The organism is Pseudomonas aestuarii (assembly GCF_027988105.1).
GTDB lineage: Bacteria > Pseudomonadota > Gammaproteobacteria > Pseudomonadales > Pseudomonadaceae > Aquipseudomonas > Aquipseudomonas aestuarii.
The window spans coordinates 416,161-436,977 of the sequence record NZ_JAQJZJ010000002.1; the positions used below are offsets into that span (position 1 = coordinate 416,161).

The following is a 20,817-nucleotide window of genomic DNA, read 5'->3' on the forward strand; positions in this document are numbered from 1 at the left end:
CCCTCAGGGCTTCGGCTTATCCAGCGCCAGGCTTTGCTCGTCCGGCAAGCGCTCGATAACCTCGAGCGCCTCAGGCGCCTGGGCATCTCGCCAGGCACGATATGCCGCCAGCTCATCGCTCCAGGTGCGCAGCACCCAGGCCAGTACGGCCAAATCATCGATAAAGCCGACCATCGGCAACCAATCCGGCAGCGCATCCAGGGGCGTGACGAAATACAGCAACGCAGCGACCACCGCCAGTAACGCCTGAGAACTGATCGCTCGATACTCACCTTGCCACCAGGCCATGCAGAGGCCTTGCAGCAGTCGCAAATCATCTTTCAAGGCATTGAAGCGCGGACCTGGCTTGCCACTCTTGCGCGCCACCGCCAGCAGCAAAGCAGGCAAGCGACCGCGACGTAAAAAAGCCGCTGCCAAGCGCAGGTAACTGGAAAAATTCCACGGCTGCTTCATCGGCATTCCTCGTCAACCCGCGTGCCTGCTGGGCTGGCTTGGGTTATCCACTAAAGCTGTGGATAACCTTGTGAACAGATTCCAGATAGACCGACCAAACGCCCGCCCCACAGGGCCTCGCTACAGATCGGACATTTTTTACTCAGCTTGTAAAATTGTTTTAAATCAATAACTTGAAATTTGCAAAGAGTTTTTCAAGCCGCACAAGACCGGTTCGTGCATGAGCCGGTGAAAATGTGCATAACCATGGCGCCAGAATCCCATTGAAGCTATTTTCCGACCCGCCAGTCAGTCTCAGGGGGCACGTTGTAATCGGCGAAAACGACAACGCCCCGCGTACGGGGCGTTGCCTGTAACTGTGGCAGCCTGTCGAGCCCCGGACTGTCCGAGACTCGACAAACGCCTAGCGCTTACTGCTCGGAACCGGCGGCCTTGATTGCCAGCAGCTCCAACTCGAACACCAACACCGAGTTGGCCGGGATCGCCGGAGTCGGGCTTTGCTCGCCGTATGCCAGCTCACTCGGGATATAGAGCTTGTACTTCTCGCCGACATGCATCAGTTGCAAGCCTTCGACCCAACCTGGAATCACACCGCTGACAGGCAGCTCGATCGGGGTACCGCGTTCGATAGAACTGTCGAACACGCTGCCATCGGTCAACTTGCCTTCATAGTGCACGCTCACCACATCAGTGGCTTTCGGCTGATCGCCTTCGGCTTTTTTCAGCACTTCGTACTGCAAACCGGATTCGGTGGTGACCACGCCTTCACGCTTGCCATTCTCTTCGAGGAACTTCTTGCCAGCCTTGGCCGACTCCTCGTTCAAGGCAGCCATGCGTTCTTCGGCACGTTTCTGCAGGAACGCGAACGCCTCGACCAGTTCGTCGTCTTTCAGACGCTGCTCTTTCTTGCCGATGGCATCTTCGATGCCTTGAGCCACAGCTTTCGAATCGAGGTCATCCATACCTTCCTGTGCCAGGCTCTTGCCCATGTTCAGGCCGATACCGTAGGAGGCTTTCTGTGCCGGGGTTTCCAACTCTGGATTGGTTTGCGAATCACAACCCGCGAGAACCAGGCCTACCAGAGCGACCGCCGCCGCTAAACGATGCTGTTTCATGCTTATTCCTTGTTCGGTGCGCCCTAGGGCAATCGAGTGAAGGCGCGAGCTTAGCAGGCTGCCGCAATCACTGGCTACCAGGATACGAACTAGGAAATGCGTATAAGTTCAAGTGTTTAGGCGAAATTCGACAGGAATGAAGCGAGTGTTGCGGAAGGGGCATAGCAGAGATGGAGCGAGGTAAAAAATGGCGCAGCGGACGGGACTCGAACCCGCGACCCCCGGCGTGACAGGCCGGTATTCTAACCGACTGAACTACCGCTGCGCGTAACTTCAAAAACGAGTTGGTGGGTGATGACGGGATCGAACCGCCGACCCGCTGCTTGTAAGGCAGCTGCTCTCCCAGCTGAGCTAATCACCCTTCACTCTCGAAGTGGGCCGCATTCTAGACAGCCGACCCCACCTTGGCAAGCACTGTTTTAAAAATTTTTTATCGACGTGCCAAAGGCTTAGCGCAGGGTTGGCCTGAGGCGCCAACGGGAGAATAATGCGCGCTTTGCGTTAATGGAGAGTCACCCCCTCATGTGGTTTCGTAACCTGCTGGTTTATCGCCTCACCCAAAACGTCCCTTTCGATGTCGAGGTCCTCGAAGCCGCACTGGCTGCCAAACCGGCGCGACCCTGTGCCAGCCAGGAGCTGACCACCTATGGCTTTGTCGCCCCCTTCGGCAAAGGCGGCGATGCACCACTGGTGCATGCCAGCGGCGACTTTCTGCTGATCGCGGCGCGCAAGGAAGAACGCATCCTGCCGGGCAGCGTGGTGCGCGATGCCTTGAAGGAAAAAGTCGACGAGATCGAAGCCGAGCAGATGCGTAAGGTCTACAAGAAGGAACGTGATCAGCTCAAGGACGAGATCGTGCAGACCTTCCTGCCGCGCGCCTTTATCCGCAAGTCGGCGACCTTCGCCGCCATCGCCCCGAAGCAGGGCCTGATTCTGGTCGACGCCTCCAGCCCGAAACGCGCGGAAGACCTGCTCTCCACCCTGCGTGAAGCCATCGGTTCGCTGCCGGTACGCCCATTGACGGTGAAGATTGCCCCCAGCGCCACCATGACCGAGTGGGTCAAGACGCAGAAAGCCGCCGATGACTTCCACGTACTCGACGAATGCGAACTGCGCGACATCCACGAAGATGGTGGCGTGGTGCGCTGCAAACGTCAGGACCTGACCAGCGACGAAATCCAACTGCACATGACCGCCGGCAAACAGGTCACTCAGCTGTCGCTGGCCTGGCAGGACAAACTGTCGTTCATGCTCGACGACAAGCTGGTGGTCAAGCGCCTGCGCTTCGAAGACCTGCTGCAGGATCAGGCGGAGCAGGATGGCGGCGATGACGCCCTCGGCCAACAGGACGCCAGCTTCACCCTGATGATGCTGACCTTCGTCGATTTCCTACCCGCGCTGTTCGAGGCCCTGGGCGGTGAAGAGACGCCACAGGGTATCTAAGGGGGAGTGTCCGAGAGCCGGCTGCCGACCGGCCGGGCTCGCTCAATCCGCGCTCGGGAGCTGTTTGCAGGTTTCATGCTGAAGCCCCGCCGAGCGCCAGCGCAATCCGCTAGCGCCCGGGCTTACCCGGGCTTGCAGCTCGACCCTGAGCCCGGATGCCATCCGCCGGCCGACAACGGCCACTGCGATTCTGGATGGGGAGCCCGCCTGTAATCACACCTGCAACAAACGCTCACGCAGCTTGTGGATCTCGTCACGCACCTGCGCGGCGGCCTCGAACTCGAGATCCCGGGCCAGCTGGTACATCTTCTCTTCCAGTTGCCGGATGCGCTTGGCAATCTCGCTCGGCGAACGCAGCTCGTTCTCATAACGCGCACTTTCTTCCGCCGCCTGGGCCATGCCCTTGCGCTTCTTGCTACGCGAACCCGGCACCGTGGCGCCTTCGAGAATATCCTGGACATCCTTGAACACGCCCTTGGGGATGATGCCATTGGCCGTGTTGAAGGCGATCTGCTTGTTGCGCCGCCGTTCGGTTTCGCCGATGGCGCGCTCCATCGAGCCGGTCATGCGGTCGGCATAGAGGATCGCCCGCCCATTGAGGTTACGCGCCGCGCGGCCGATGGTCTGGATCAGCGAGCGTTCGCTGCGCAGGAAGCCCTCCTTATCCGCATCGAGAATCGCCACCAACGACACCTCTGGCATGTCCAAGCCTTCGCGCAGCAGGTTGATACCAACCAGCACGTCGAAAGCGCCGATGCGCAAGTCACGGATGATTTCGACCCGCTCCACCGTGTCGATATCCGAGTGCAGGTAGCGCACTTTGGCGCCATGATCGGCCAGGTAGTCAGTCAAATCCTCGGCCATGCGCTTGGTCAGGGTGGTGACCAGCACCCGCTCCCCCAGGGCCACGCGCTTGTGAATTTCCGAGAGCAGGTCGTCGACTTGGGTCAGCGCCGGACGCACCTCGATCTGCGGGTCGACCAGGCCGGTCGGCCGCACCACTTGCTCGATCACCCGCCCGGTATGCTCGGCCTCGTAGTTGCCCGGGGTGGCCGAGACGAAGATGGTCTGCGGACTGGCCGCCTCCCACTCCTCGAAACGCATCGGCCGGTTATCCAGTGCCGAGGGCAGGCGAAAGCCATACTCGACCAGGGTTTCCTTGCGCGAGCGGTCACCCTTGTACATGGCGCCGACCTGCGGCACCGAGACGTGGGACTCGTCGATCACCAGCAGCGCCTCGTCCGGCAGGTAGTCGTAAAGGGTCGGTGGCGGCTCGCCCGGCCCGCGCCCAGAGAGGTAGCGCGAGTAGTTTTCGATGCCGTTGCAGTAGCCCAGCTCGAGAATCATCTCCAGGTCGAAACGGGTGCGCTGCTCGAGGCGCTGCGCCTCGACCAGCTTGTTGGTGCTGCGCAGGTAGTCCAGGCGCTCAGCCAGTTCAACCTTGATCTTGTCCACCGCCTCCAGCAGTACCTCGCGTGGGGTGACGTAGTGGCTCTTGGGGTAGAAGGTGAAACGCGGCAACTTGCGGATCACCTCGCCGGTGAGCGGATCGAACGCTGACAGGCTCTCCACCTCGTCATCGAACAGCTCGACGCGCACGGCCTCCAGTTCCGACTCCGCCGGGAACACATCGATCACGTCGCCGCGCACTCGAAAGCTGGCACGGGCAAAATCCATATCGTTGCGCGTGTACTGCAAATCGGCCAGACGGCGCAGCAGCTCACGCTGATCCAGCTTGTCGCCGCGATCGACGTGCAGCACCATTTTCAGGTAGGACTCAGGGCTACCCAGGCCGTAGATACATGACACCGTGGTGACAATGATCGCATCCGGCCGCTCCAGCAGTGCCTTGGTCGCCGACAGGCGCATCTGCTCGATGTGATCGTTGATCGAGGCGTCCTTCTCGATAAAGGTGTCCGAGGAAGGCACGTAGGCTTCCGGCTGGTAGTAGTCGTAATAGGAAACGAAATACTCCACCGCATTGTTTGGGAAGAAACTCTTGAACTCCCCATACAGCTGAGCGGCCAGGGTCTTGTTCGGTGCCAGAATCAAGGTTGGCCGCTGGATCTGCGCGATCACATTGGCGATGCTGAAGGTCTTGCCCGAGCCGGTCACGCCGAGCAGGGTCTGGTGCGACAAGCCCGCCTCAATGCCTTCCACCATCTGCCGAATGGCCTCTGGCTGATCGCCAGCAGGCTGAAAACGGGTGACCAGTTGGAACTTGGACATGACTAACCTCGTCGAACGACTGTGACGCGATCTGAAAGCGTACGTCAAAACAGTTGAAATGCGTTTACCCGCTGTCGCGACGCACGTTATGGGTCGTTATACTACCGACCCACTTACGCAACCCCTAGCGGGGCGTTGCAGACATTCACCCCTCCTGATTCGAGCTGCCGCATCCATGAGTCTGTTCTCTGCCGTCGAAATGGCTCCGCGCGACCCCATTCTGGGCCTCAACGAAGCCTTCAACGCCGATACCCGCCCCGACAAGGTCAACCTCGGTGTTGGCGTGTACACCAATGAAGATGGGCGAATTCCGCTATTGCGGGCCGTGGCTGAAGCAGAAAATGCGCTGACCGCCACCCATGCGCCCCGTGGCTACTTGCCGATCGAAGGTATCGCCGCTTACGACCAGGCCGTGCAGACCCTGTTGTTCGGCGCCGACTCGACCCTGATGAAACAAGGCCGAGTGATTACTGCCCAGGCCCTGGGCGGCACTGGCGCATTGAAAATCGGTGCGGACTTTCTCAAGCGCCTGCTACCTGATGCAGCGGTTGCCATCAGCGATCCAAGCTGGGAAAACCACCGCGCACTGTTCGAGGCGGCGGGCTTCCCGGTGCGCAACTACCGCTACTACGATGCCTTCAGCAATGGGGTCAATCGCGGCGGCCTGTTTGAAGACCTGAAAAACCTACCCGCCCGTTCGATCGTAGTATTGCATGCCTGCTGCCACAACCCGACCGGCGTCGACTTGAGCATGGACGACTGGCAGGCCATCCTTGAAATCCTGCGTGAGCGCGAGCACGTCCCCTTCCTCGATATCGCCTACCAGGGTTTTGGCGACGGCATCGAAGAAGACGCCGCCGCCGTGCGCCTGTTCGCCGAGTCCGGCCTGACCTTCTTTGTCTCCAGCTCCTTCTCCAAGTCGTTCTCGCTGTATGGCGAACGAGTCGGCGCGCTGTCCATCGTCACCGGCTCGAAAGACGAAACCGGTCGGGTGCTGTCGCAACTCAAGCGCGTCATCCGCACCAACTACTCGAACCCGCCGACTCACGGCGCCAGCGTGGTCGCCGCAGTGCTCAACAGCCCCGAGCTGCGCGCCATGTGGGAAGCCGAACTGGGCGAAATGCGTGATCGCATCCGCGCCATGCGCCTGGCCATGGTCGAGCAACTGACCGCCCTGGGCGCCAAGCGCGACTTCAGCTTCGTCGCCCAGCAGCGCGGCATGTTCTCCTACTCGGGCCTCACCACCGAGCAGGTGGAGCGCCTGAAGAACGAGTTCGGCATCTACGCGGTCGGCACCGGTCGCATCTGCGTTGCGGCACTCAACCGCAACAACCTGGATTCGGTCACTCGCGCCATCGCCCAGGTTCTCTGAACGGGCCAGGGGAAGTCCTAGATACTTGACTTCCCCTTCCTAATCAGTAGGATACGCGTCGTTGTTCCGCGATAGCTCAGTCGGTAGAGCAAATGACTGTTAATCATTGGGTCCCAGGTTCGAGTCCTGGTCGCGGAGCCAAATTCGAAAGCCTCGGTTAATACTGGGGCTTTTTTTCGCCTGCCAGACTCTCACCGGGACGGCGTCCCAGGTTATTCGCTACGCTCACCCCTCAGGGGCCGCTGCTTGCGCGCGTTCAGCTGCGCTGTCGAGTCCTGGTCGCGGAGCCAAATTCGAAAGCCCAGCCATTCAGCTGGGCTTTTTATTGCCTGCGGACTCTCGCCAGGACTGTCCCTAGGAAGCTGACGAGTGCATCGCGCCGGCTAAACGGCGGAAAAGCGCTGCAATTGCATTTCCCGCAGGCGGCTCAGGGTACGGCGAAACGGGAACGCCAGGTAACCCTCGGTGTATAGCGCTTCCAGCGGCACCTGAGCCTCCAGGTAGAGGGGCACGCGGCGGTCGTAGCATTCATCCACCAACGCAATGAAGCGTCGTACGCTATCGTCATGCGCCGCCAGCGCGGGCAGCTCGCGGTCGCCGGCCAGCACCCGTTCGATGCCGTCCTCGGTACCACGGGCGATATTACCTGGCCTCTGCTGACCGCTCAGGGCCGGCACTTCGCTGAGCACAATGACCGAGAAACGATCGCACAGGGCAATAAAATCCAGCGCCGATATTGGCTGCTCGCACAGATCGGAAAAGCGGCACCAAAGCACTGCCGCAGCCCTCTGCACGACGCTGATGGCGCGTTCCCCGAGTACCACAGGCGTATCAGTGGACCGTTCACCCGTCGTTAACCGACGAAAAACCTCCGGCAGCGCACTGGGCCGATCCGACTCGGTCTGCCAATAGCGCTGATGTGGTACGCCCGGATGCAGGCGGTGGTCCTGACCACCATCGACACCGACTACCTGCATGTACTGGTTGATGGCGTCTATCGCCGGAATAAAGCGCTGCCGATTGAAACCGTCGGCATACAGCTGTTCCGGCATCTGGTTGGACGTGGCAACCAGCACCACGCCCTCCTCGAACATCAGCCGCAACAAGCCGCCGACCAATATGGCATCGCCAATGTCACTGACGAATAGCTCGTCAAAACACAGCACCCGGACCTCGTCGCTCAGCTCACGAGCCAAAGCCCGCAAGGGATCGGGCGTGCCGGTCAACTGGAACAGGCGGCGGTGCACCCAGCGCATGAAATGATGAAAATGCTGACGCCGCGCAGGCACCCGCAGGCTTTGATAGAACTGATCCAGAAGCCAGGTCTTGCCTCGCCCTACCGGCCCCCAGAGATACACCCCACTGACTGGTTGGGCACTGGCCTCTGGTTGATGCAACGCCCGATGGCAACGCTCCAGCGAACTCACCGCTCGCTGCTGGGCGGCATCCGCGTGGAAACCATGCTGTTCGATAGCATGCTGGTAGATCGCCTGGGGAGACATCACATTCATCGAAAAGACAACCGTCCGTTGATCTGCACCTGCCCATGCCAGGCCAGGTCATGATAGGACGACCAATGACCGCCCAGAAAGCGCGCACTGTATGGCAGAGCCAGGCTGCGGTCACCCCCCAGAATAGAAAAGGCCGGTCAGTGACCGGCCTTCATTTTCCAGCGTTTCGGTTAATTGATGCTCAGCTTGTCGCGATTCTTCGCCAGAATTGACTCACCGATACCCTTGACCTCGAGCAGCTCGTCAACCGAAGCGAATGCGCCATGGGCATCACGGTACGCCACGATAGCCAGGGCCTTGGTCTCGCCGATACCACTCAGTTCACGCTGGAGCGTCGGAGCATCGGCGGTATTGAGATTGACCATGCCGACCTCAGCCACTTGCACGGCCGCAGGCTTGGCGGGTGCAGTCTTACTGGTTTCGGCGGCGGATACGCTGAGAACGGTGGCGGTCAGAACCGCACACAGCAGGGAAGCGAGATAGCGCTTAGGCATATTGGAACTCCTTTTCAGAAAAGCTCAAGTCGACGCGCGGGACATCCATGCGCCGCGCACTTCAAGTTAGCCGCCGTCATCGCTTTGTCAAATTCACTGATGCATTTTTGTCGCCTTAATGCTGCCATGCACTGTCAGTGCAGTCCGCCAGACAAGTCACGAAGGCTATCGAGCAGATGCATTTGATTCATTTAATCAATCGACTTTGAGCCGCTAGCCTTAAATCTAACGACAATTATTCTCATCGAAATCCGCCATGCTCAAGACCCTGACTTTCACCCTGATGCACTTTTTTATCGCTTTTTCGGTGACCTATGCGCTGACCGGCAGTGTTGCGGCAAGTGGCCTGGTGGCTGCAATCGAGCCACTGTGCAACTCAGTCGGTTTCAACTTCCACGAGAAGGTCTGGCAGCGCCTGGAGATCCGTTCGCGCCCGCCCACAGAGCAACCGACACATTCCTGGTTAGCCGCCCAGGCTTGAAGTCTGATGAAAGAAAGCAACATTGCGACTGCCGCGGGCTAATCGCAGAAACAGCCGACCGTATGGGCATGTCTTGCAAGCAACCATAGCCACACCGCATGCTCGCCTACTCAACACCTTGAGGAACGACCATGCCCCAGTTGCACATCCGCAGTGCCCAGCGTGACGATGTTGCGCTGATTCTCGGCTTTATCCGCGAACTGGCCGAATATGAAAAGCTCAGCGACCAGGTGGTCGCCGACCCCGTACAAATGGCCGAGCACCTGTTCGGCTCGCGGCCCTTTGCCGAGGTACTGATCGGCGAGGTGGACGGTGCTGCCGCCGGTTTTGCTCTGTTCTTCCACAATTACTCGACCTTCCTTGGTAAACCCGGTATTTATCTGGAGGATCTTTATGTCCGCTCCAGCGCCCGCGGTACGGGACTGGGCAAGGCCTTGCTCGGCAAGCTGGCAAGCTTGGCTATAGAGCGTGGTTGCGGGCGCCTGGAATGGTCAGTACTGGACTGGAACGAACCCGCCATCGGCTTCTATCAGCGCCTGGGCGCTGAGCCGCTGAATGACTGGACGGTGTATCGCCTGACCGGCCCTGCGCTACACGACCTGAGTCAAATATCGGCTTGACCGGCACTCTATGAAGGTTTCGCTGTCAAACCTATCCAGCTCGATCAATCCGCTCTCTTTTAAAGGGATTTAAGTCATGCCGCTTGTCCATCGTCTCGCTGCTCTGCTGTGCGGCATAACCCTCGGCGGGCCACTGTTGGCGGCCGATATCGACGCGCAAAGTTACGGTTACCCCCTGACCAACCCGTTCGAGGCGACCATCGCCACCACGCCACCGGAACTGCAACCCAAGCTGCCGGCCGATGCCGACATTGACCAGCAGGACTACCGGGTCAAACTGCGCCCGGAGCGCGAGTTCGAATTGCCGGATAACTTCTGGCCGGTAACCAAGATGGGTTATAGCCTGGCCGAGCAAAAAGGTGAGGCCCCGCTTATTTTCATCATCGCCGGCACGGGCATGCCGTATAACAGCAGCACGGCGGAATACCTGAAGAAACTGTTCTACGGTGCCGGATACCACGTGGTACAGCTCTCCTCACCGACCAGCTACGACTTCATGAGCGCCGCCTCGCGCTATGCCACACCGGGCCTCACCGGCGAAGATGCCGACGACCTCTATCGTGCGATGCAGGCCGTGCGCGCCCAGCATCCGCACCTGAAGGTCAGCGCCTTCCACCTGACCGGCTATAGCCTGGGTGCTCTGCAAGCGGCTTTTGTCAGCCAGCTCGACGAAACCCGGCGCAGCTTCAACTTCAAACGCGTGCTGCTGCTCAACCCTCCGGTCAACCTCTACACCTCGACCAGCAACCTCGACCGCCTGGTACAAACCCAGGTCGAAGGCATCAACAGCACCACCACCTTCTACGAGATGGTACTGGCCAAGCTGACCCGCTATTTCCAGGCGAAGGGTTATGTTGACCTCAACGATGCGATGCTCTTCGACTTCCAGCGTTCCAAGGAGCAGCTTTCCGACGAGCAGATGGCCATGCTGATTGGCGCAGTGTTTCGTTTCTCCGCTGCCGACATCGCCTTCACCTCTGACCTGATCAACCGGCGCGGCCTGATCACCCCGGCGCGCTACCCGATCAACGACAGCACCAGCCTCACACCGTTCTTCAAGCGCGCCCTGCAATGCAACTTCGACTGTTACATCACCGAGCAGCTGATCCCGATGTGGCGAGCGCGCCATGACGGCGGCAGCATTACCCAGATGGTCGACCAGATCAGTCTCTATGCCATCGAGGACTATTTGAAAAATTCCAGCAAGATCGCCGTGATGCACAACGCCGACGACCTCATCCTCGGCCCTGGCGATTTGGGCTTTCTGCGCAAAACCCTGGGGGATCGCCTGACCGTCTACCCGTTCGGCGGGCACTGCGGCAACCTCAACTACCGCGTCAACAGCGACGCCATGCTGGAGTTCTTCCGTGGTTAAGCCTCTTGCTACAACCCTGCTGCTGACCCTACTCATGACCAGCGGCCTGACCCAGGCCCAGCATCAGACCGACGACGACGGTTTCAAGCGCCCCCTGCAACACCTGGAGTTAAATCCGGGCCTGGATCAGCGCGAGTTCGAACGCTCGACCCTCGGCGCGCTGAATGTCTATGACCCCCTGGAGTCCTGGAACCGCCGGGTCTACCACTTCAACTACCGCTTCGATCAATGGGTGTTTCTGCCCATAGTCGACGGTTATCGCTATATCACCCCGACAGTCGTGCAACATGGGGTGACCAACTTCTTCAGCAACCTCGGCGACGTGCCCAACCTGCTCAACAGCGTGCTGCAGCTCAAAGCCAAACGCTCGATGGAGACCACCGCGCGCCTGCTGCTGAATACCACCATCGGCGTGGCCGGGCTGTGGGATCCGGCAAGCCGCATGGGCCTGCCGAAACAGCGCGAGGACTTCGGCCAGACATTGGGCTTCTATGGTGCACCGGCCGGGCCCTACCTGATGTTGCCGCTGCTCGGCCCCTCCAACCTGCGCGACACTGGCGGACTGGTGGTGGATTTCAGCGCCAAGAGTCAGGTCAACTGGCTGAACGTGGCCGAAGCCAGCAACAGCCATCCGGAAATCACCTTGCTCGAGACGGTCGACCAGCGCTCCACCGTCAACTTTCGCTACGGCCAGCTCAACTCGCCGTTCGAGTACGAGAAGATCCGCTACTTCTACAATGAGTCGCGCAAGCTGTTGATTGTCGAATAAGCCAACTGCTTGACCATGGGGTCGCCCCAGGGTTTTATCCTGGCCCGACCCTTGTTCTTTCAGGAGCCCCCCATGCGCGTCGCCCAACTGGCCAAAGCCGCTGCCGTCAGCGCGGAGACTGTGCGCCATTACACCGACCTCGGCTTGTTGCGTCCCAGCCGCGATCCGCATAACGGCTATCAGCACTATGTCAACGACGACCTGAAGCGCCTGCGCTTTATCGCCCGCGCTCGCCGCCTGGGCTTCAGTCTCAAGGATGTGCAGAGCATTCTCGCCCGCGCCGACAGTGGTACCGCGCCCTGCAGCGAAGTTCGTGACCTGCTTGGCGAACGCCTGCTCACCCTGCAGACGCATATCGATGAATGTCAGCGTCTGGCCCTGGTGATGCGCAATGCGCTTGACGATTGGGCCGACAGACCTCAATGCGCCCCCGATGGCCAAGCTATCTGCCGGCTGATCGAGGATTTCGAACTGCCCAGCGAAAACCGCCCAGCCACGCCCTGCCCGGCCCACTAGCCATCTAATAAACCGATCATTATCACGCGTATTTCGCAACCTTCAATCTGATTTGCAGGCATATGATGGGCATATTCCAACTTGAGGAGGTGCCCGATGAAGCCACAGCGCAGCGTACTCGCCATCCAACCCGGCCAACCCGCGTCCGACGGTGCAGGGGTGCGCTTGAACCGAGTGATTGGCGGCGGGGGCATCGAGCGCTTCGACCCCTTCCTGATGCTCGATGAATTCGCCTCGGACAACCCTGACGACTACATCGCCGGCTTCCCAGCGCACCCACACCGTGGTTTCGAGACCATCACCTACATGCTCGAAGGCCGCATGCGCCATGAAGACCACCTGGGCAATGTCGGTCTACTGCAAAGCGGCGGCGTGCAGTGGATGACCGCCGCCCGCGGCATCATCCACAGCGAAATGCCCGAGCAGGAACAAGGGCTGATGCGCGGCTTCCAGCTGTGGCTCAACCTGCCGGCCAAGGACAAGCTCGGCGAGCCCGGCTACCGCGACATTCCGGCCAGCGAGATTCCGCACCTGACCACCGCCGCCGGGGTCGAGGTGGTGGTGATCGCCGGGCAGTTCGACGACGGGGACGTGCAGCAAAGCGGCGCCGTGCAACGCCCGCACACCGAGCCACAGCTGTTCGACCTGCGCCTGCCAGCCGGCAGCCAGATCGCGCCGCGCCTGCCTGATGGCCATCGCGCCATGCTCTACGTCTATGCAGGTACGCTTGAATTACCGGACGCCAGTGCGCAGGCGGTACCGGCCGGACGCCTGGTGCGCTTGTCCGACAGTGGGGATCTGCTGCTAAGCAGCCGCGACGGCGCCAAGCTGCTGCTGATCGCCGGCAAGCCGCTGGGCGAGCCCATCGTGCAATACGGGCCATTCGTGATGAATAGCCGGGAAGAGATCGAGCAGGCGCTACGCGACTTCCGTGACGGCGAGCTGGCCTGATCGCGGCGGATGACCCTAGGCCCCATGTTCCCGCGCAAGGACTGCAACAACTTAGGTGTGGATGACGCTTAGCCATCCACCCGCAACGATGGCGCAAGCTGCCACGTGTGCCTGCATCCGCAGAATCTCCCGCCCCGGCGCAGCGGTGGGCTAATGCGGATCGCCGCCCTACCCACCCTTCAACAGCGTTACTGCGCGTACCGGCGGTACAGGCCCGGTGGCACGCCGCTGCTGTCGGTTGGCTGCCACGGCCCTTGCGGATTGGTCGCCCAACTCCAGCCACTGCTCCAGCGGTAGTAGGTGCGTTCGCGGTAATACAGATCGCGGGCGCCTTCTACAACATAGACCCCCAGCCCCGCGTCCCAATGGCTTTGCGCCCCTGGCGGTGGCGCATAGCGGGGATGTGACTTGGTCACTGGCAATTGACCGATCGGCGCCGTGCTCTGCACCGCACAGCCGGCAAGACCCGCCAAGCCGATGGCCAGGACAATCGCTCGCCACCGGCTCATTGCGCTTGGCCTTCGGCGGTATCGATGGTCAGTTGTTGCGGCTCGGTGGTGCTGCTGGCCAATGGCGGGCTGCGGCCAATCCATTCGCCGACGGTGGCATTGCCGCTGCGCGAAATACGCGCGACCAACAGGACTTGCTCGAATCCGGAAATTTTCAGCTGCGGCATCATCGCGTCACTGTCCGACAGGCTGACCTCGGCCGGCAGATCGGCCACGGTCAGGCGCTTGACCGCCAGCGGCATAGGCGGGCCGGACGCGGCACGGGCAAAGACGAACACGCTGTCGTTCGGCTGGACCTTGTCCTTCAAGGCCGCAGCCAGGTCGACCTTAACGGTCAATTGCTGGGGCGCGGCGGCAACCGGCGGAGCATCCGTCGGCGCAGCCAGGCGTTCACGGGCCCGGTCGATGCCGCCCTGAATGGCTTGGCGTGAGGGATCCTGTTCAGGCAATACGGCCACCAGACGCTCCCAGAAGCCAATGGCCTCCTCGAAACGCCCTTCTTCGTAGGCGGCGATGCCGAGCAGGCCGAGGCTGGTGACTTCCGCCGGGTCGGCCTGCAACGCTTCATCGGTCAGCGCCTGCAGCTGCCCGCTCCACTGTTTGTCGCCGGCGAAATACAAGGCCTGGGCCCACTGGCCGAGCAACGCCGGCTCGCGCCCGCTATTCGCCACCGCACGTTCAAACGCTGTGGCAGCATCAGCGGCACGCTCCTGAGCCATGTAGGTACGGCCGAGGAAGTACCAGCCTTCGGCGGACTTCGGATCAGCCTTCACCGACGCCTCCAGGCGCGCGGTCATCGCTTCGATGGTCTGCGGCTGCTCGGCGAAGGTCCGCGCGCGCTCGACGTCGTCTATCGCGCCCCAGTAGAGGTACAAGCTATAACCCAGCAGCGGCATCAGCAAGGCGACGGTCAGCGGCACCTTGCTGCCGAGCACACCGACCCTGGCCTTGCTTTCGGCACCCTGGGTGTCGGCCAACAGTTCGCGGGCCGCTTCGTCGCGACCGTTTTGCCATTGCTCATCGCTCAGCGCACCGGCCTGGCGCTGATTCTCCAGCTCCTGCAGGCGCTCCTGATAGAGGGTGACGTTCAATGCGGTGCGGTCTTCTTCGGCCTGGGCCTTGCGGCCTCGCAGGACCGGTATCAGCAGAAAACCCAGGGCAGCCAGCAACAGCAGGCCGGCAGACAGCCAGAATTCGATCATCGGTCTTTCTTATCCTGAGGCGTTTGATTGGTAGGCCGTTGGCTGAGCAGAGCAGCCAGGCGTTGCTGTTCATCGGCGGAAAGACCGCTCGAGCCCACGGACTTTTTGCCCCGACGACGCAGTACCACCACGCCGAGCAGCACGAAGCCACCGAGCAACAGACCGGCCGGTCCGTACCACAGCAGCAGGGTGCGCGTCGTTACCGGTGGCTTGTAGAGGACGAAATCGCCATAGCGCGAGACCAGGAAATCGATGATCTGCTCGTTGCTCTGGCCCTCCTGCAGCATGCGATAGACTTCGGCACGCAGATCCATGGCAATCGGCGCATCGGAATCGGCGATGTTCTGGTTCTGGCACTTGGGACAGCGCAGTTCCTCGATCAGGCTGCGATAACGCTGACGCTGCGCCTCATCGGCGAACTCATAGGTATCGATGGCCGCCTGGGCGCTGCCGAGCAGGGCCAGACCGAGCACGGCGGCACTGAGCAAACGCTTCATGGGGTAACCTCGTCGACCAGCGCTTGATACAGCGGCGCCAGTTTTTCGCGCCAGACCCGCTCATCGATCACACCGACGAACTTGTGACGAATGATGCCGTCCTTGTCGATCAGGAAGGTCTCGGGCGCGCCGTACACCCCCAGATCCAGGCCCAGCGAACCGCGTGCATCGTTGATATTGAGCTGGTAGGGATCGTGGAATTCGGCCAGCCACTTCTGCGCCGCGGCGTTGTCATCCTTGTAATTGACCCCGTAGATGGTCACGCCCAGCTGCGCCAGCTTGTTCAATACCGGATGCTCGACCCGGCAGGAGACACACCAGGTGGCCCAGACATTGACCAGTGCCGGCTGGCCCTTGAGGTCGGCCTGGCTGATGCTCTTATCGCCCTCTACCGCGGGCAGGGAAAACGCCGGGAACGGCTTGTCGATCAACGCCGATGGCAACTCGGCGGGATCGAGGAACAGGCCGCGGTAGAGAAACAGCGCCACGCCGAGAAAGATCGCCAACGGCAACAACAGGATCAGCCGCTTCATGCTTGCGCCCCCGCCATGCCCAGGGCCTCCCGCACGCGGGTGGTCACCTTCATCCGGTAGCGCTTGTCGGACGCCGAGAGGAAGCCGCCAAAGCCCATCAGCAAGGCGCCGAACCAGATCCAGCGCACGAACGGCTTGATGTGCACGCGCACGGCCCAGGCGCCGTCTTCCAGCGGCTCACCCAGGGCGACGAACAGGTCGCGGGTGATGCCGGCGTCGATCCCGGCTTCGGTCATTACCGATTGCTGCACGGTATACAGGCGCTTCTCCGGGTGCAGCACTGTGATCGGCTGGCCGTCTTCGAGGATGCGCACGGTGCCTTTGTCCGAGGTGAAATTCGGCCCCTCGAAGTGCTCGGCGCCCTCGAAGACAAACTGGTAACCGCCCATTTCCACCGAGTCGCCCGGCGCCATGCGCAGGTCACGCTCGAAGCTACCCATGCTGGTGAGGATCACTCCAAGCGCGCATACGGCCAGACCGAGGTGCGCCGTCTGCATGCCCCAGTAGCTGCGGGTCAGGCTTGACAGCCCCTTGAGCAGGCCCTTGTGACGGGTCTTGGAATGAATGTCGCGCAGCCCAGCCAATACCACCCAAGCGGACAGCAGGCAGACACCCAGTACCGCCCAGCTGAAATCGCCGAGCATAAAGGTCGCCAGTACCGCCAATGCCACGCTGCCGATCAATACCGGGGCCAGCATGCCCAGCAACCAACGTAGCGGCGTGTCCTTCCAGCGCACCAGCACACCGACCGCAATCATCACCATCAGCAGGCCCATCAGCGGCACGAACATCGCGTTGAAGTACGGCGGACCCACCGACAGCTTGGCCCCGGTCATGGCATCCAGCACCAGCGGATAGAGGGTGCCGAGTAGAATCATGGCGGCTGCCACCACCAGGATCAGGTTGTTCACGAACAGCAGGGTCTCGCGCGACCAGAGGGCGAAACCGACCTGACTCTTGACCACCGGCGCCCGGATGGCGAACAGGGTCAGCGAACCGCCGACCACCATTAACAGGAAGGCCAGGATGAACACGCCGCGCGCCGGGTCGGTGGCAAACGCATGCACCGAGGTCAGTACCCCGGAACGCACCAGGAAGGTGCCGAGCAGACTCAGGGAGAAGGCGGCAATCGCCAGCAGCACGGTCCAGCTCTTGAACACCCCGCGCTTTTCGGTCACTGCCAGGGAGTGGATCAGTGCGGTACCGACCAGCCAGGGCATGAAGGAGGCGTTCTCCACCGGGTCCCAGAACCACCAGCCGCCCCAGCCGAGTTCGTAATAGGCCCACCAGGAGCCCAGGGCGATGCCGATGCCGAGGAAGGCCCAGGCAACTATGGTCCAGGGCCGCGACCAGCGCGCCCAGGCCGCATCCAGCTTGCCGCCGAGCAAGGCGGCGATGGCGAAAGCGAAGGCCACCGAAAAACCGACGTAACCCATGTAGAGCATCGGCGGATGGATGATCAGGCCGAAATCCTGCAGCAGCGGGTTGAGGTCGCGGCCATCCATCGGCGTGTTCGGCAGCAAGCGCTCGAAGGGGTTGGAGGTGACGATCAGGAACAGCAGGAAGCCGACACTGATCATGCCCATCACCCCGAGCACGCGGGCGAGCATCTCCTCGGGCAACTGGCGGGAGAATATCGACACGGCGAAGGTCCAGCCGGCCAGGATCAATGCCCAGAGCAGCAGCGAGCCCTCGTGGGCGCCCCACACGGCACTGAACTTGTAGTACCAGGGCAGCGCGCTGTTGGAGTTGTGGGCCACATAGGCAACGGAAAAATCATCGACCATGAAGGCATAGGTCAGGCACAGGAAGGCGAAGACCAGAAAGGAGAACTGGCCCCAGGCCGCAGGCTGCGCCAGGCTCATCCACTGCCGATCGCCGCGCCAGGCTCCGATCATCGGCAGGCTGGCCTGTACCAGGCTCAGGCACAGGGCCAGGATCATCGCCAGATGGCCAAGTTCAGGAATCATTGCGCACCCCCTTGCGTGGCCGCGTCATGCTTCTGCTTCATTGCGCTTTGCTCCAAGGCCTGCATGACTTCCGGCGGCATGTAGTTTTCATCGTGCTTGGCCAGCACCTGGTCAGCGATCAACACGCCATCGGCATTGACCTTGCCCATGGCCACGATGCCCTGGCCTTCGCGGAACAGGTCCGGGAGGATGCCGCTGTAACGAATGGTCACGTTTTCGGCTCCGTCGGTCACCACGAAGTCAGTTTCCAGGGAATCGCTGGAACGCTTGACCGAACCCTCCTCCACCAGCCCGCCGGCGCGGATGCGCGTGTCTTGTGGCGCCTCGCCGTTGGCGATCTGGGTCGGGGTATAGAACAGGTTGATATTCTGTTGCAGCGCACTCAGGGCCAAGGCCACGGCGATACCCACGCCGGCGAGGATCGCCAGGATGATCAACAGGCGCTTCTTGCGAACAGGATTCATTGCAATTTCTCCCGGCGCAAACGACGCGCCTCGTCTTGCAGGTAACGGCGGCGTGCCAAAAGCGGCAGTACGATATTCAGCGCCAGCACGGCCAAGCTGATGCCAAAGGACGACCAGACGTAGGCGCCATGGCTGCCCATGGCGAGAAACTCGGCAAACGAGTTGAAGCTCATAGACTTTTCTCCACCTGAGCTTTGACCTCGGCCTTGGCCCAACTGCTGCGCGCCTCACGCTTGAGCACCTCGAGGCGCATGCGCAGCAACAATACGACACCGAAGAAACAGTAGAAGCCAAGCACCATGATCAGCAGTGGCAGCCACATTTCCAGCGGCATGGCCGGTTTTTCGATCACGCTGAAAGTGGCGGGTTGGTGCAGGGTGTTCCACCACTCCACCGAGTATTTGATGATCGGGATGTTGATCACCCCGACGATGGCCAAGACCGCGCACGCCTTGGCTGCGCTGTCGCGGTTGCTGATGGCCTGGCCGAGAGCGATCACACCAAAATACAGGAACAGCAGGATCAGCATCGAGGTCAGGCGCGCATCCCAGACCCAGTATGTGCCCCAGGTCGGCTTGCCCCAGATGGCGCCAGTCACCAATGCGATCACGGTCATCCAGGCACCAATGGGAGCGGCCTGTTGCACCGCGACATCGGCGATCTTCATTTTCCACACCAGGCCGACCCCACCGGCCACCGCCAGCATGACGTAGACCGACTGGGCCAGAAACGCTGCCGGCACATGGATATAGATGATGCGGAAGCTGTTGCCCTGCTGGTAGTCCGGTGGCGCAAACGCCAGCCCCCAGACCAGCCCCACCGCCAGCAACACGACGGCAGCCGCGCTCAGCCAGGGCAGCAAGCGTCCGCTGATTTCATAAAACCACTTGGGCGAGCCCAGCTTGTGAAACCACGTCCAGTTCATCAGATTACTCATCAGTCTCCGAGGTAATGACCGCGCATTGGCCGTCCTCGGTAGCACGGTTGTAAATCACTCGCCGACACTAATCGTCAGACCGGCGGCAATCGCAAAGGGTGTCAAGGTCAACGCCAACGCGGTGAGGCTGGCCAGCCACAACAGGTGACCAACCGCCGGCAATCCCTGCAGGCTGGCTTGCAACGCCCCGCTGCCCAGAATCAGCACGGGGATATACAGCGGCAGAATCAGCAGCGCCAGCAACAGGCCGCCCCGCTTGAGGCCCACTGTCAGCGCCGCACCAACCGCGCCGAGCAGGCTCAGCACCGGCGTGCCGAGCAGCAGCGAAAGCAGCAGCACCGGCAGGCAACGCCCGGGCAAACCGAGCATCAGGGCCAGCAAGGGCGCCAGCAGCACCAGGGCCAGGCCGGAAAACAGCCAGTTTGCCAGTACCTTGGCCAATACCAGAAGAGGCAAGGGGTGCGGCGAAAGGACCCACTGCTCCAGCGAGCCATCCTCGAAATCGCTGCGAAACATGCCATCCAGCGAGAGCAAAACAGCCAATAATGCCGCCACCCACACCAGACCCGGGGACAGGGTTTGCAACAGCTGGGTCTCCGGCCCCACGGCCAAGGGAAACAGGGCGATCACGATGGCGAAGAACACCAGCGGATTGGCCAGCTCGGCAGGCCGGCGAAACAACAGTCGCGCTTCGCGCGCGACCAATAAACTGAAGACATTGCTCATAGGATACGCTGCCCCAGATCAAGCTCGCGGTAACCGGCGGGCTTCACCGTCAGCGCATGGTGGGTAGTCAGCAACACCAGACCGCCCATTTCGCAGTGCCAAGCCAGGTGGTTCTCCAGTTGCGCCACGGCGAGCTTGTCGAGGGCGGTGAAAGGTTCATCGAGGATCCACAATGGCGGCCCGTCCAGATACAAGCGGGCCAGCGCGACACGACGCTGCTGGCCGGCAGACAGGGTGTGACAGGGCACATCCTCGAAACCGCGCAGACCAACGGCCTCCAGGGCCTGCCAGATCGCCGCGCGTTCGGCCGGACGATGCAGCGCACACAGCCAGGCCAGGTTTTCTTCGGCAGTGAGCAAACCCTTGATCCCGGCAGCATGGCCAATCCACAACAGATTACGTGCCAGCTCGCTGCGCTGCGAGCCCAGCGGCTGCCCATTCAGGCGGACTTCGCCGGCGGTCGGCTGCATCAGCCCAGCGAGCAGACGCAGCAGACTGGTCTTGCCACTGCCATTGGGACCGCAAACCTGCAGCATCTCGCCGGCCGCCAAGCGCAGCTCGAGCCGCTCGAACAGCATGCGCCAATCCCGCTCACAGGAGAGCGCCACGGCTTCAAGAAGAGGGCTGGTCACGGCATATGCACCTAAAAA

General features: G+C 61.3%; 23 protein-coding genes and 3 tRNA genes. 9 read left to right on the forward strand and 17 right to left on the reverse strand.

The features are described from left to right. Nucleotides 1–3: 3 nt before the first annotated feature. From PH586_RS05790 to PH586_RS05805, 4 genes are all read right to left on the reverse strand, one after another. The gene (locus PH586_RS05790) at nucleotides 4–453 is read right to left on the reverse strand and encodes a YkvA family protein (RefSeq protein ID WP_271346826.1); all 450 of its coding nucleotides are present in this window, start codon (nucleotides 451–453) and stop codon (nucleotides 4–6) included. Between the two features lie 410 nt (nucleotides 454–863). Next, a complete protein-coding gene (locus tag PH586_RS05795) occupies nucleotides 864–1,568 on the reverse strand; it encodes an FKBP-type peptidyl-prolyl cis-trans isomerase (RefSeq protein WP_271346827.1) in 705 nt (234 codons plus the stop codon). A gap of 188 nt (nucleotides 1,569–1,756) precedes the next feature. Then, nucleotides 1,757–1,833: transfer RNA gene (locus tag PH586_RS05800), tRNA-Asp, on the reverse strand. A gap of 20 nt (nucleotides 1,834–1,853) precedes the next feature. Beyond that, nucleotides 1,854–1,929 (reverse strand) — tRNA-Val (locus PH586_RS05805). A 161-nt stretch (nucleotides 1,930–2,090) separates the two neighbouring features. On the opposite strand from PH586_RS05805, the gene rdgC reads away from it, so the two are divergent. Further along, complete coding sequence (rdgC, locus tag PH586_RS05810) at nucleotides 2,091–3,011, forward strand: recombination-associated protein RdgC (RefSeq protein ID WP_271346828.1); 921 nt, start codon at nucleotides 2,091–2,093, stop codon at nucleotides 3,009–3,011. A gap of 213 nt (nucleotides 3,012–3,224) precedes the next feature. On the opposite strand, the gene uvrB is transcribed toward rdgC, so the two are convergent. Continuing rightward, on the reverse strand, nucleotides 3,225–5,240 hold the full coding sequence (uvrB, locus tag PH586_RS05815) for an excinuclease ABC subunit UvrB (protein ID WP_271346829.1): 2,016 nt from the start codon (nucleotides 5,238–5,240) through the stop codon (nucleotides 3,225–3,227). A 175-nt stretch (nucleotides 5,241–5,415) separates the two neighbouring features. On the opposite strand from uvrB, the gene PH586_RS05820 reads away from it, so the two are divergent. Both PH586_RS05820 and PH586_RS05825 read left to right on the forward strand, forming a co-directional pair. After that, nucleotides 5,416–6,612 carry an amino acid aminotransferase gene (locus PH586_RS05820; protein WP_271346830.1) on the forward strand — a complete coding sequence of 399 codons (1,197 nt, stop codon included), beginning with the start codon at nucleotides 5,416–5,418 and terminating at the stop codon, nucleotides 6,610–6,612. A gap of 65 nt (nucleotides 6,613–6,677) precedes the next feature. After that, nucleotides 6,678–6,753, forward strand: a tRNA-Asn gene (locus tag PH586_RS05825). Nucleotides 6,754–6,995: 242 nt separating this feature from the next. On the opposite strand, the gene zapE is transcribed toward PH586_RS05825, so the two are convergent. Together zapE and PH586_RS05835 are read right to left on the reverse strand one after the other, a co-directional pair. Then, nucleotides 6,996–8,123 (reverse strand): cell division protein ZapE, encoded by a 1,128-nt coding sequence (gene zapE, locus PH586_RS05830; protein ID WP_271346831.1) that lies wholly within the window; start codon nucleotides 8,121–8,123, stop codon nucleotides 6,996–6,998. 170 nt (nucleotides 8,124–8,293) lie between these two features. Continuing rightward, nucleotides 8,294–8,617 carry a ComEA family DNA-binding protein gene (locus PH586_RS05835; RefSeq protein WP_271346832.1) on the reverse strand — a complete coding sequence of 108 codons (324 nt, stop codon included), beginning with the start codon at nucleotides 8,615–8,617 and terminating at the stop codon, nucleotides 8,294–8,296. Nucleotides 8,618–8,873: 256 nt separating this feature from the next. Between PH586_RS05835 and PH586_RS05840 the strand changes: the two genes are divergently transcribed. From PH586_RS05840 to PH586_RS05865, 6 genes are all read left to right on the forward strand, one after another. Beyond that, complete coding sequence (locus PH586_RS05840) at nucleotides 8,874–9,098, forward strand: DUF2061 domain-containing protein (protein WP_271346833.1); 225 nt, start codon at nucleotides 8,874–8,876, stop codon at nucleotides 9,096–9,098. A 131-nt stretch (nucleotides 9,099–9,229) separates the two neighbouring features. Beyond that, nucleotides 9,230–9,718 (forward strand): GNAT family N-acetyltransferase, encoded by a 489-nt coding sequence (locus PH586_RS05845; RefSeq protein WP_271346834.1) that lies wholly within the window; start codon nucleotides 9,230–9,232, stop codon nucleotides 9,716–9,718. A 76-nt stretch (nucleotides 9,719–9,794) separates the two neighbouring features. After that, nucleotides 9,795–11,093, forward strand: coding sequence for a serine/threonine protein kinase (locus PH586_RS05850; protein ID WP_271346835.1), 1,299 nt, complete (start codon nucleotides 9,795–9,797; stop codon nucleotides 11,091–11,093). A 34-nt stretch (nucleotides 11,094–11,127) separates the two neighbouring features. After that, nucleotides 11,128–11,862 carry an MlaA family lipoprotein gene (locus PH586_RS05855; protein ID WP_271347056.1) on the forward strand — a complete coding sequence of 245 codons (735 nt, stop codon included), beginning with the start codon at nucleotides 11,128–11,130 and terminating at the stop codon, nucleotides 11,860–11,862. Between the two features lie 72 nt (nucleotides 11,863–11,934). Then, nucleotides 11,935–12,378 carry a MerR family transcriptional regulator gene (locus PH586_RS05860; RefSeq protein WP_271346836.1) on the forward strand — a complete coding sequence of 148 codons (444 nt, stop codon included), beginning with the start codon at nucleotides 11,935–11,937 and terminating at the stop codon, nucleotides 12,376–12,378. A gap of 96 nt (nucleotides 12,379–12,474) precedes the next feature. Continuing rightward, nucleotides 12,475–13,329, forward strand: a complete 855-nt coding sequence (locus tag PH586_RS05865; RefSeq protein WP_271346837.1) for a pirin family protein — start codon at nucleotides 12,475–12,477, stop codon at nucleotides 13,327–13,329. A gap of 188 nt (nucleotides 13,330–13,517) precedes the next feature. On the opposite strand, the gene PH586_RS05870 is transcribed toward PH586_RS05865, so the two are convergent. The 10 genes from PH586_RS05870 to ccmA form a co-directional block, all read right to left on the reverse strand. After that, a complete protein-coding gene (locus tag PH586_RS05870; RefSeq protein WP_271346838.1) occupies nucleotides 13,518–13,838 on the reverse strand; it encodes a hypothetical protein in 321 nt (106 codons plus the stop codon). Then, the gene (ccmI, locus tag PH586_RS05875) at nucleotides 13,835–15,040 is read right to left on the reverse strand and encodes a c-type cytochrome biogenesis protein CcmI (RefSeq protein ID WP_271346839.1); all 1,206 of its coding nucleotides are present in this window, start codon (nucleotides 15,038–15,040) and stop codon (nucleotides 13,835–13,837) included. Before ccmI ends, PH586_RS05870 begins: the two co-directional genes overlap by 4 nt. After that, nucleotides 15,037–15,537, reverse strand: a complete 501-nt coding sequence (locus tag PH586_RS05880; RefSeq protein ID WP_271346840.1) for a cytochrome c-type biogenesis protein — start codon at nucleotides 15,535–15,537, stop codon at nucleotides 15,037–15,039. Before PH586_RS05880 ends, ccmI begins: the two co-directional genes overlap by 4 nt. Further along, nucleotides 15,534–16,070 (reverse strand): DsbE family thiol:disulfide interchange protein, encoded by a 537-nt coding sequence (locus PH586_RS05885; protein WP_271346841.1) that lies wholly within the window; start codon nucleotides 16,068–16,070, stop codon nucleotides 15,534–15,536. Before PH586_RS05885 ends, PH586_RS05880 begins: the two co-directional genes overlap by 4 nt. Further along, nucleotides 16,067–18,040, reverse strand: a complete 1,974-nt coding sequence (locus PH586_RS05890) for a heme lyase CcmF/NrfE family subunit (protein WP_271346842.1) — start codon at nucleotides 18,038–18,040, stop codon at nucleotides 16,067–16,069. Before PH586_RS05890 ends, PH586_RS05885 begins: the two co-directional genes overlap by 4 nt. Further along, nucleotides 18,037–18,504 carry a cytochrome c maturation protein CcmE gene (ccmE, locus tag PH586_RS05895; protein WP_271346843.1) on the reverse strand — a complete coding sequence of 156 codons (468 nt, stop codon included), beginning with the start codon at nucleotides 18,502–18,504 and terminating at the stop codon, nucleotides 18,037–18,039. Before ccmE ends, PH586_RS05890 begins: the two co-directional genes overlap by 4 nt. Next, nucleotides 18,501–18,677 carry a heme exporter protein CcmD gene (gene ccmD, locus PH586_RS05900; RefSeq protein WP_271346844.1) on the reverse strand — a complete coding sequence of 59 codons (177 nt, stop codon included), beginning with the start codon at nucleotides 18,675–18,677 and terminating at the stop codon, nucleotides 18,501–18,503. The genes ccmE and ccmD overlap by 4 nt, the downstream gene beginning before the upstream one ends. After that, a complete protein-coding gene (locus PH586_RS05905) occupies nucleotides 18,674–19,432 on the reverse strand; it encodes a heme ABC transporter permease (protein ID WP_271347057.1) in 759 nt (252 codons plus the stop codon). The genes ccmD and PH586_RS05905 overlap by 4 nt, the downstream gene beginning before the upstream one ends. Nucleotides 19,433–19,495: 63 nt before the next feature. After that, entirely contained in the window at nucleotides 19,496–20,167 is a 672-nt protein-coding gene (gene ccmB, locus PH586_RS05910; RefSeq protein WP_271346845.1) for a heme exporter protein CcmB, read from the reverse strand. Further along, entirely contained in the window at nucleotides 20,164–20,799 is a 636-nt protein-coding gene (gene ccmA, locus PH586_RS05915; protein ID WP_271346846.1) for a cytochrome c biogenesis heme-transporting ATPase CcmA, read from the reverse strand. The genes ccmB and ccmA overlap by 4 nt, the downstream gene beginning before the upstream one ends. Nucleotides 20,800–20,817: the final 18 nt, after the last annotated feature.

What these genes read in the sequence shown, in the direction of transcription:
- PH586_RS05870 (WP_271346838.1), bottom strand. Translation starts at nt 13,838, where the DNA reads ATGAGCCGGTGGCGAGCGATTGTCCTGGCCATCGGCTTGGCGGGTCTT.
- PH586_RS05850 (WP_271346835.1), top strand. Translation starts at nt 9,795, where the DNA reads ATGCCGCTTGTCCATCGTCTCGCTGCTCTGCTGTGCGGCATAACCCTC.
- ccmD (WP_271346844.1), bottom strand. Translation starts at nt 18,677, where the DNA reads ATGAGCTTCAACTCGTTTGCCGAGTTTCTCGCCATGGGCAGCCATGGC.
- PH586_RS05865 (WP_271346837.1), top strand. Translation starts at nt 12,475, where the DNA reads ATGAAGCCACAGCGCAGCGTACTCGCCATCCAACCCGGCCAACCCGCG.
- ccmE (WP_271346843.1), bottom strand. Translation starts at nt 18,504, where the DNA reads ATGAATCCTGTTCGCAAGAAGCGCCTGTTGATCATCCTGGCGATCCTC.
- PH586_RS05790 (WP_271346826.1), bottom strand. Translation starts at nt 453, where the DNA reads ATGAAGCAGCCGTGGAATTTTTCCAGTTACCTGCGCTTGGCAGCGGCT.
- PH586_RS05880 (WP_271346840.1), bottom strand. Translation starts at nt 15,537, where the DNA reads ATGAAGCGTTTGCTCAGTGCCGCCGTGCTCGGTCTGGCCCTGCTCGGC.
- PH586_RS05845 (WP_271346834.1), top strand. Translation starts at nt 9,230, where the DNA reads ATGCCCCAGTTGCACATCCGCAGTGCCCAGCGTGACGATGTTGCGCTG.
- PH586_RS05840 (WP_271346833.1), top strand. Translation starts at nt 8,874, where the DNA reads ATGCTCAAGACCCTGACTTTCACCCTGATGCACTTTTTTATCGCTTTT.
- PH586_RS05820 (WP_271346830.1), top strand. Translation starts at nt 5,416, where the DNA reads ATGAGTCTGTTCTCTGCCGTCGAAATGGCTCCGCGCGACCCCATTCTG.
- PH586_RS05885 (WP_271346841.1), bottom strand. Translation starts at nt 16,070, where the DNA reads ATGAAGCGGCTGATCCTGTTGTTGCCGTTGGCGATCTTTCTCGGCGTG.
- ccmB (WP_271346845.1), bottom strand. Translation starts at nt 20,167, where the DNA reads ATGAGCAATGTCTTCAGTTTATTGGTCGCGCGCGAAGCGCGACTGTTG.
- PH586_RS05835 (WP_271346832.1), bottom strand. Translation starts at nt 8,617, where the DNA reads ATGCCTAAGCGCTATCTCGCTTCCCTGCTGTGTGCGGTTCTGACCGCC.
- uvrB (WP_271346829.1), bottom strand. Translation starts at nt 5,240, where the DNA reads ATGTCCAAGTTCCAACTGGTCACCCGTTTTCAGCCTGCTGGCGATCAG.
- PH586_RS05855 (WP_271347056.1), top strand. Translation starts at nt 11,128, where the DNA reads ATGACCAGCGGCCTGACCCAGGCCCAGCATCAGACCGACGACGACGGT.
- PH586_RS05795 (WP_271346827.1), bottom strand. Translation starts at nt 1,568, where the DNA reads ATGAAACAGCATCGTTTAGCGGCGGCGGTCGCTCTGGTAGGCCTGGTT.
- ccmI (WP_271346839.1), bottom strand. Translation starts at nt 15,040, where the DNA reads ATGATCGAATTCTGGCTGTCTGCCGGCCTGCTGTTGCTGGCTGCCCTG.
- PH586_RS05860 (WP_271346836.1), top strand. Translation starts at nt 11,935, where the DNA reads ATGCGCGTCGCCCAACTGGCCAAAGCCGCTGCCGTCAGCGCGGAGACT.
- PH586_RS05890 (WP_271346842.1), bottom strand. Translation starts at nt 18,040, where the DNA reads ATGATTCCTGAACTTGGCCATCTGGCGATGATCCTGGCCCTGTGCCTG.
- zapE (WP_271346831.1), bottom strand. Translation starts at nt 8,123, where the DNA reads ATGAATGTGATGTCTCCCCAGGCGATCTACCAGCATGCTATCGAACAG.
- rdgC (WP_271346828.1), top strand. Translation starts at nt 2,091, where the DNA reads ATGTGGTTTCGTAACCTGCTGGTTTATCGCCTCACCCAAAACGTCCCT.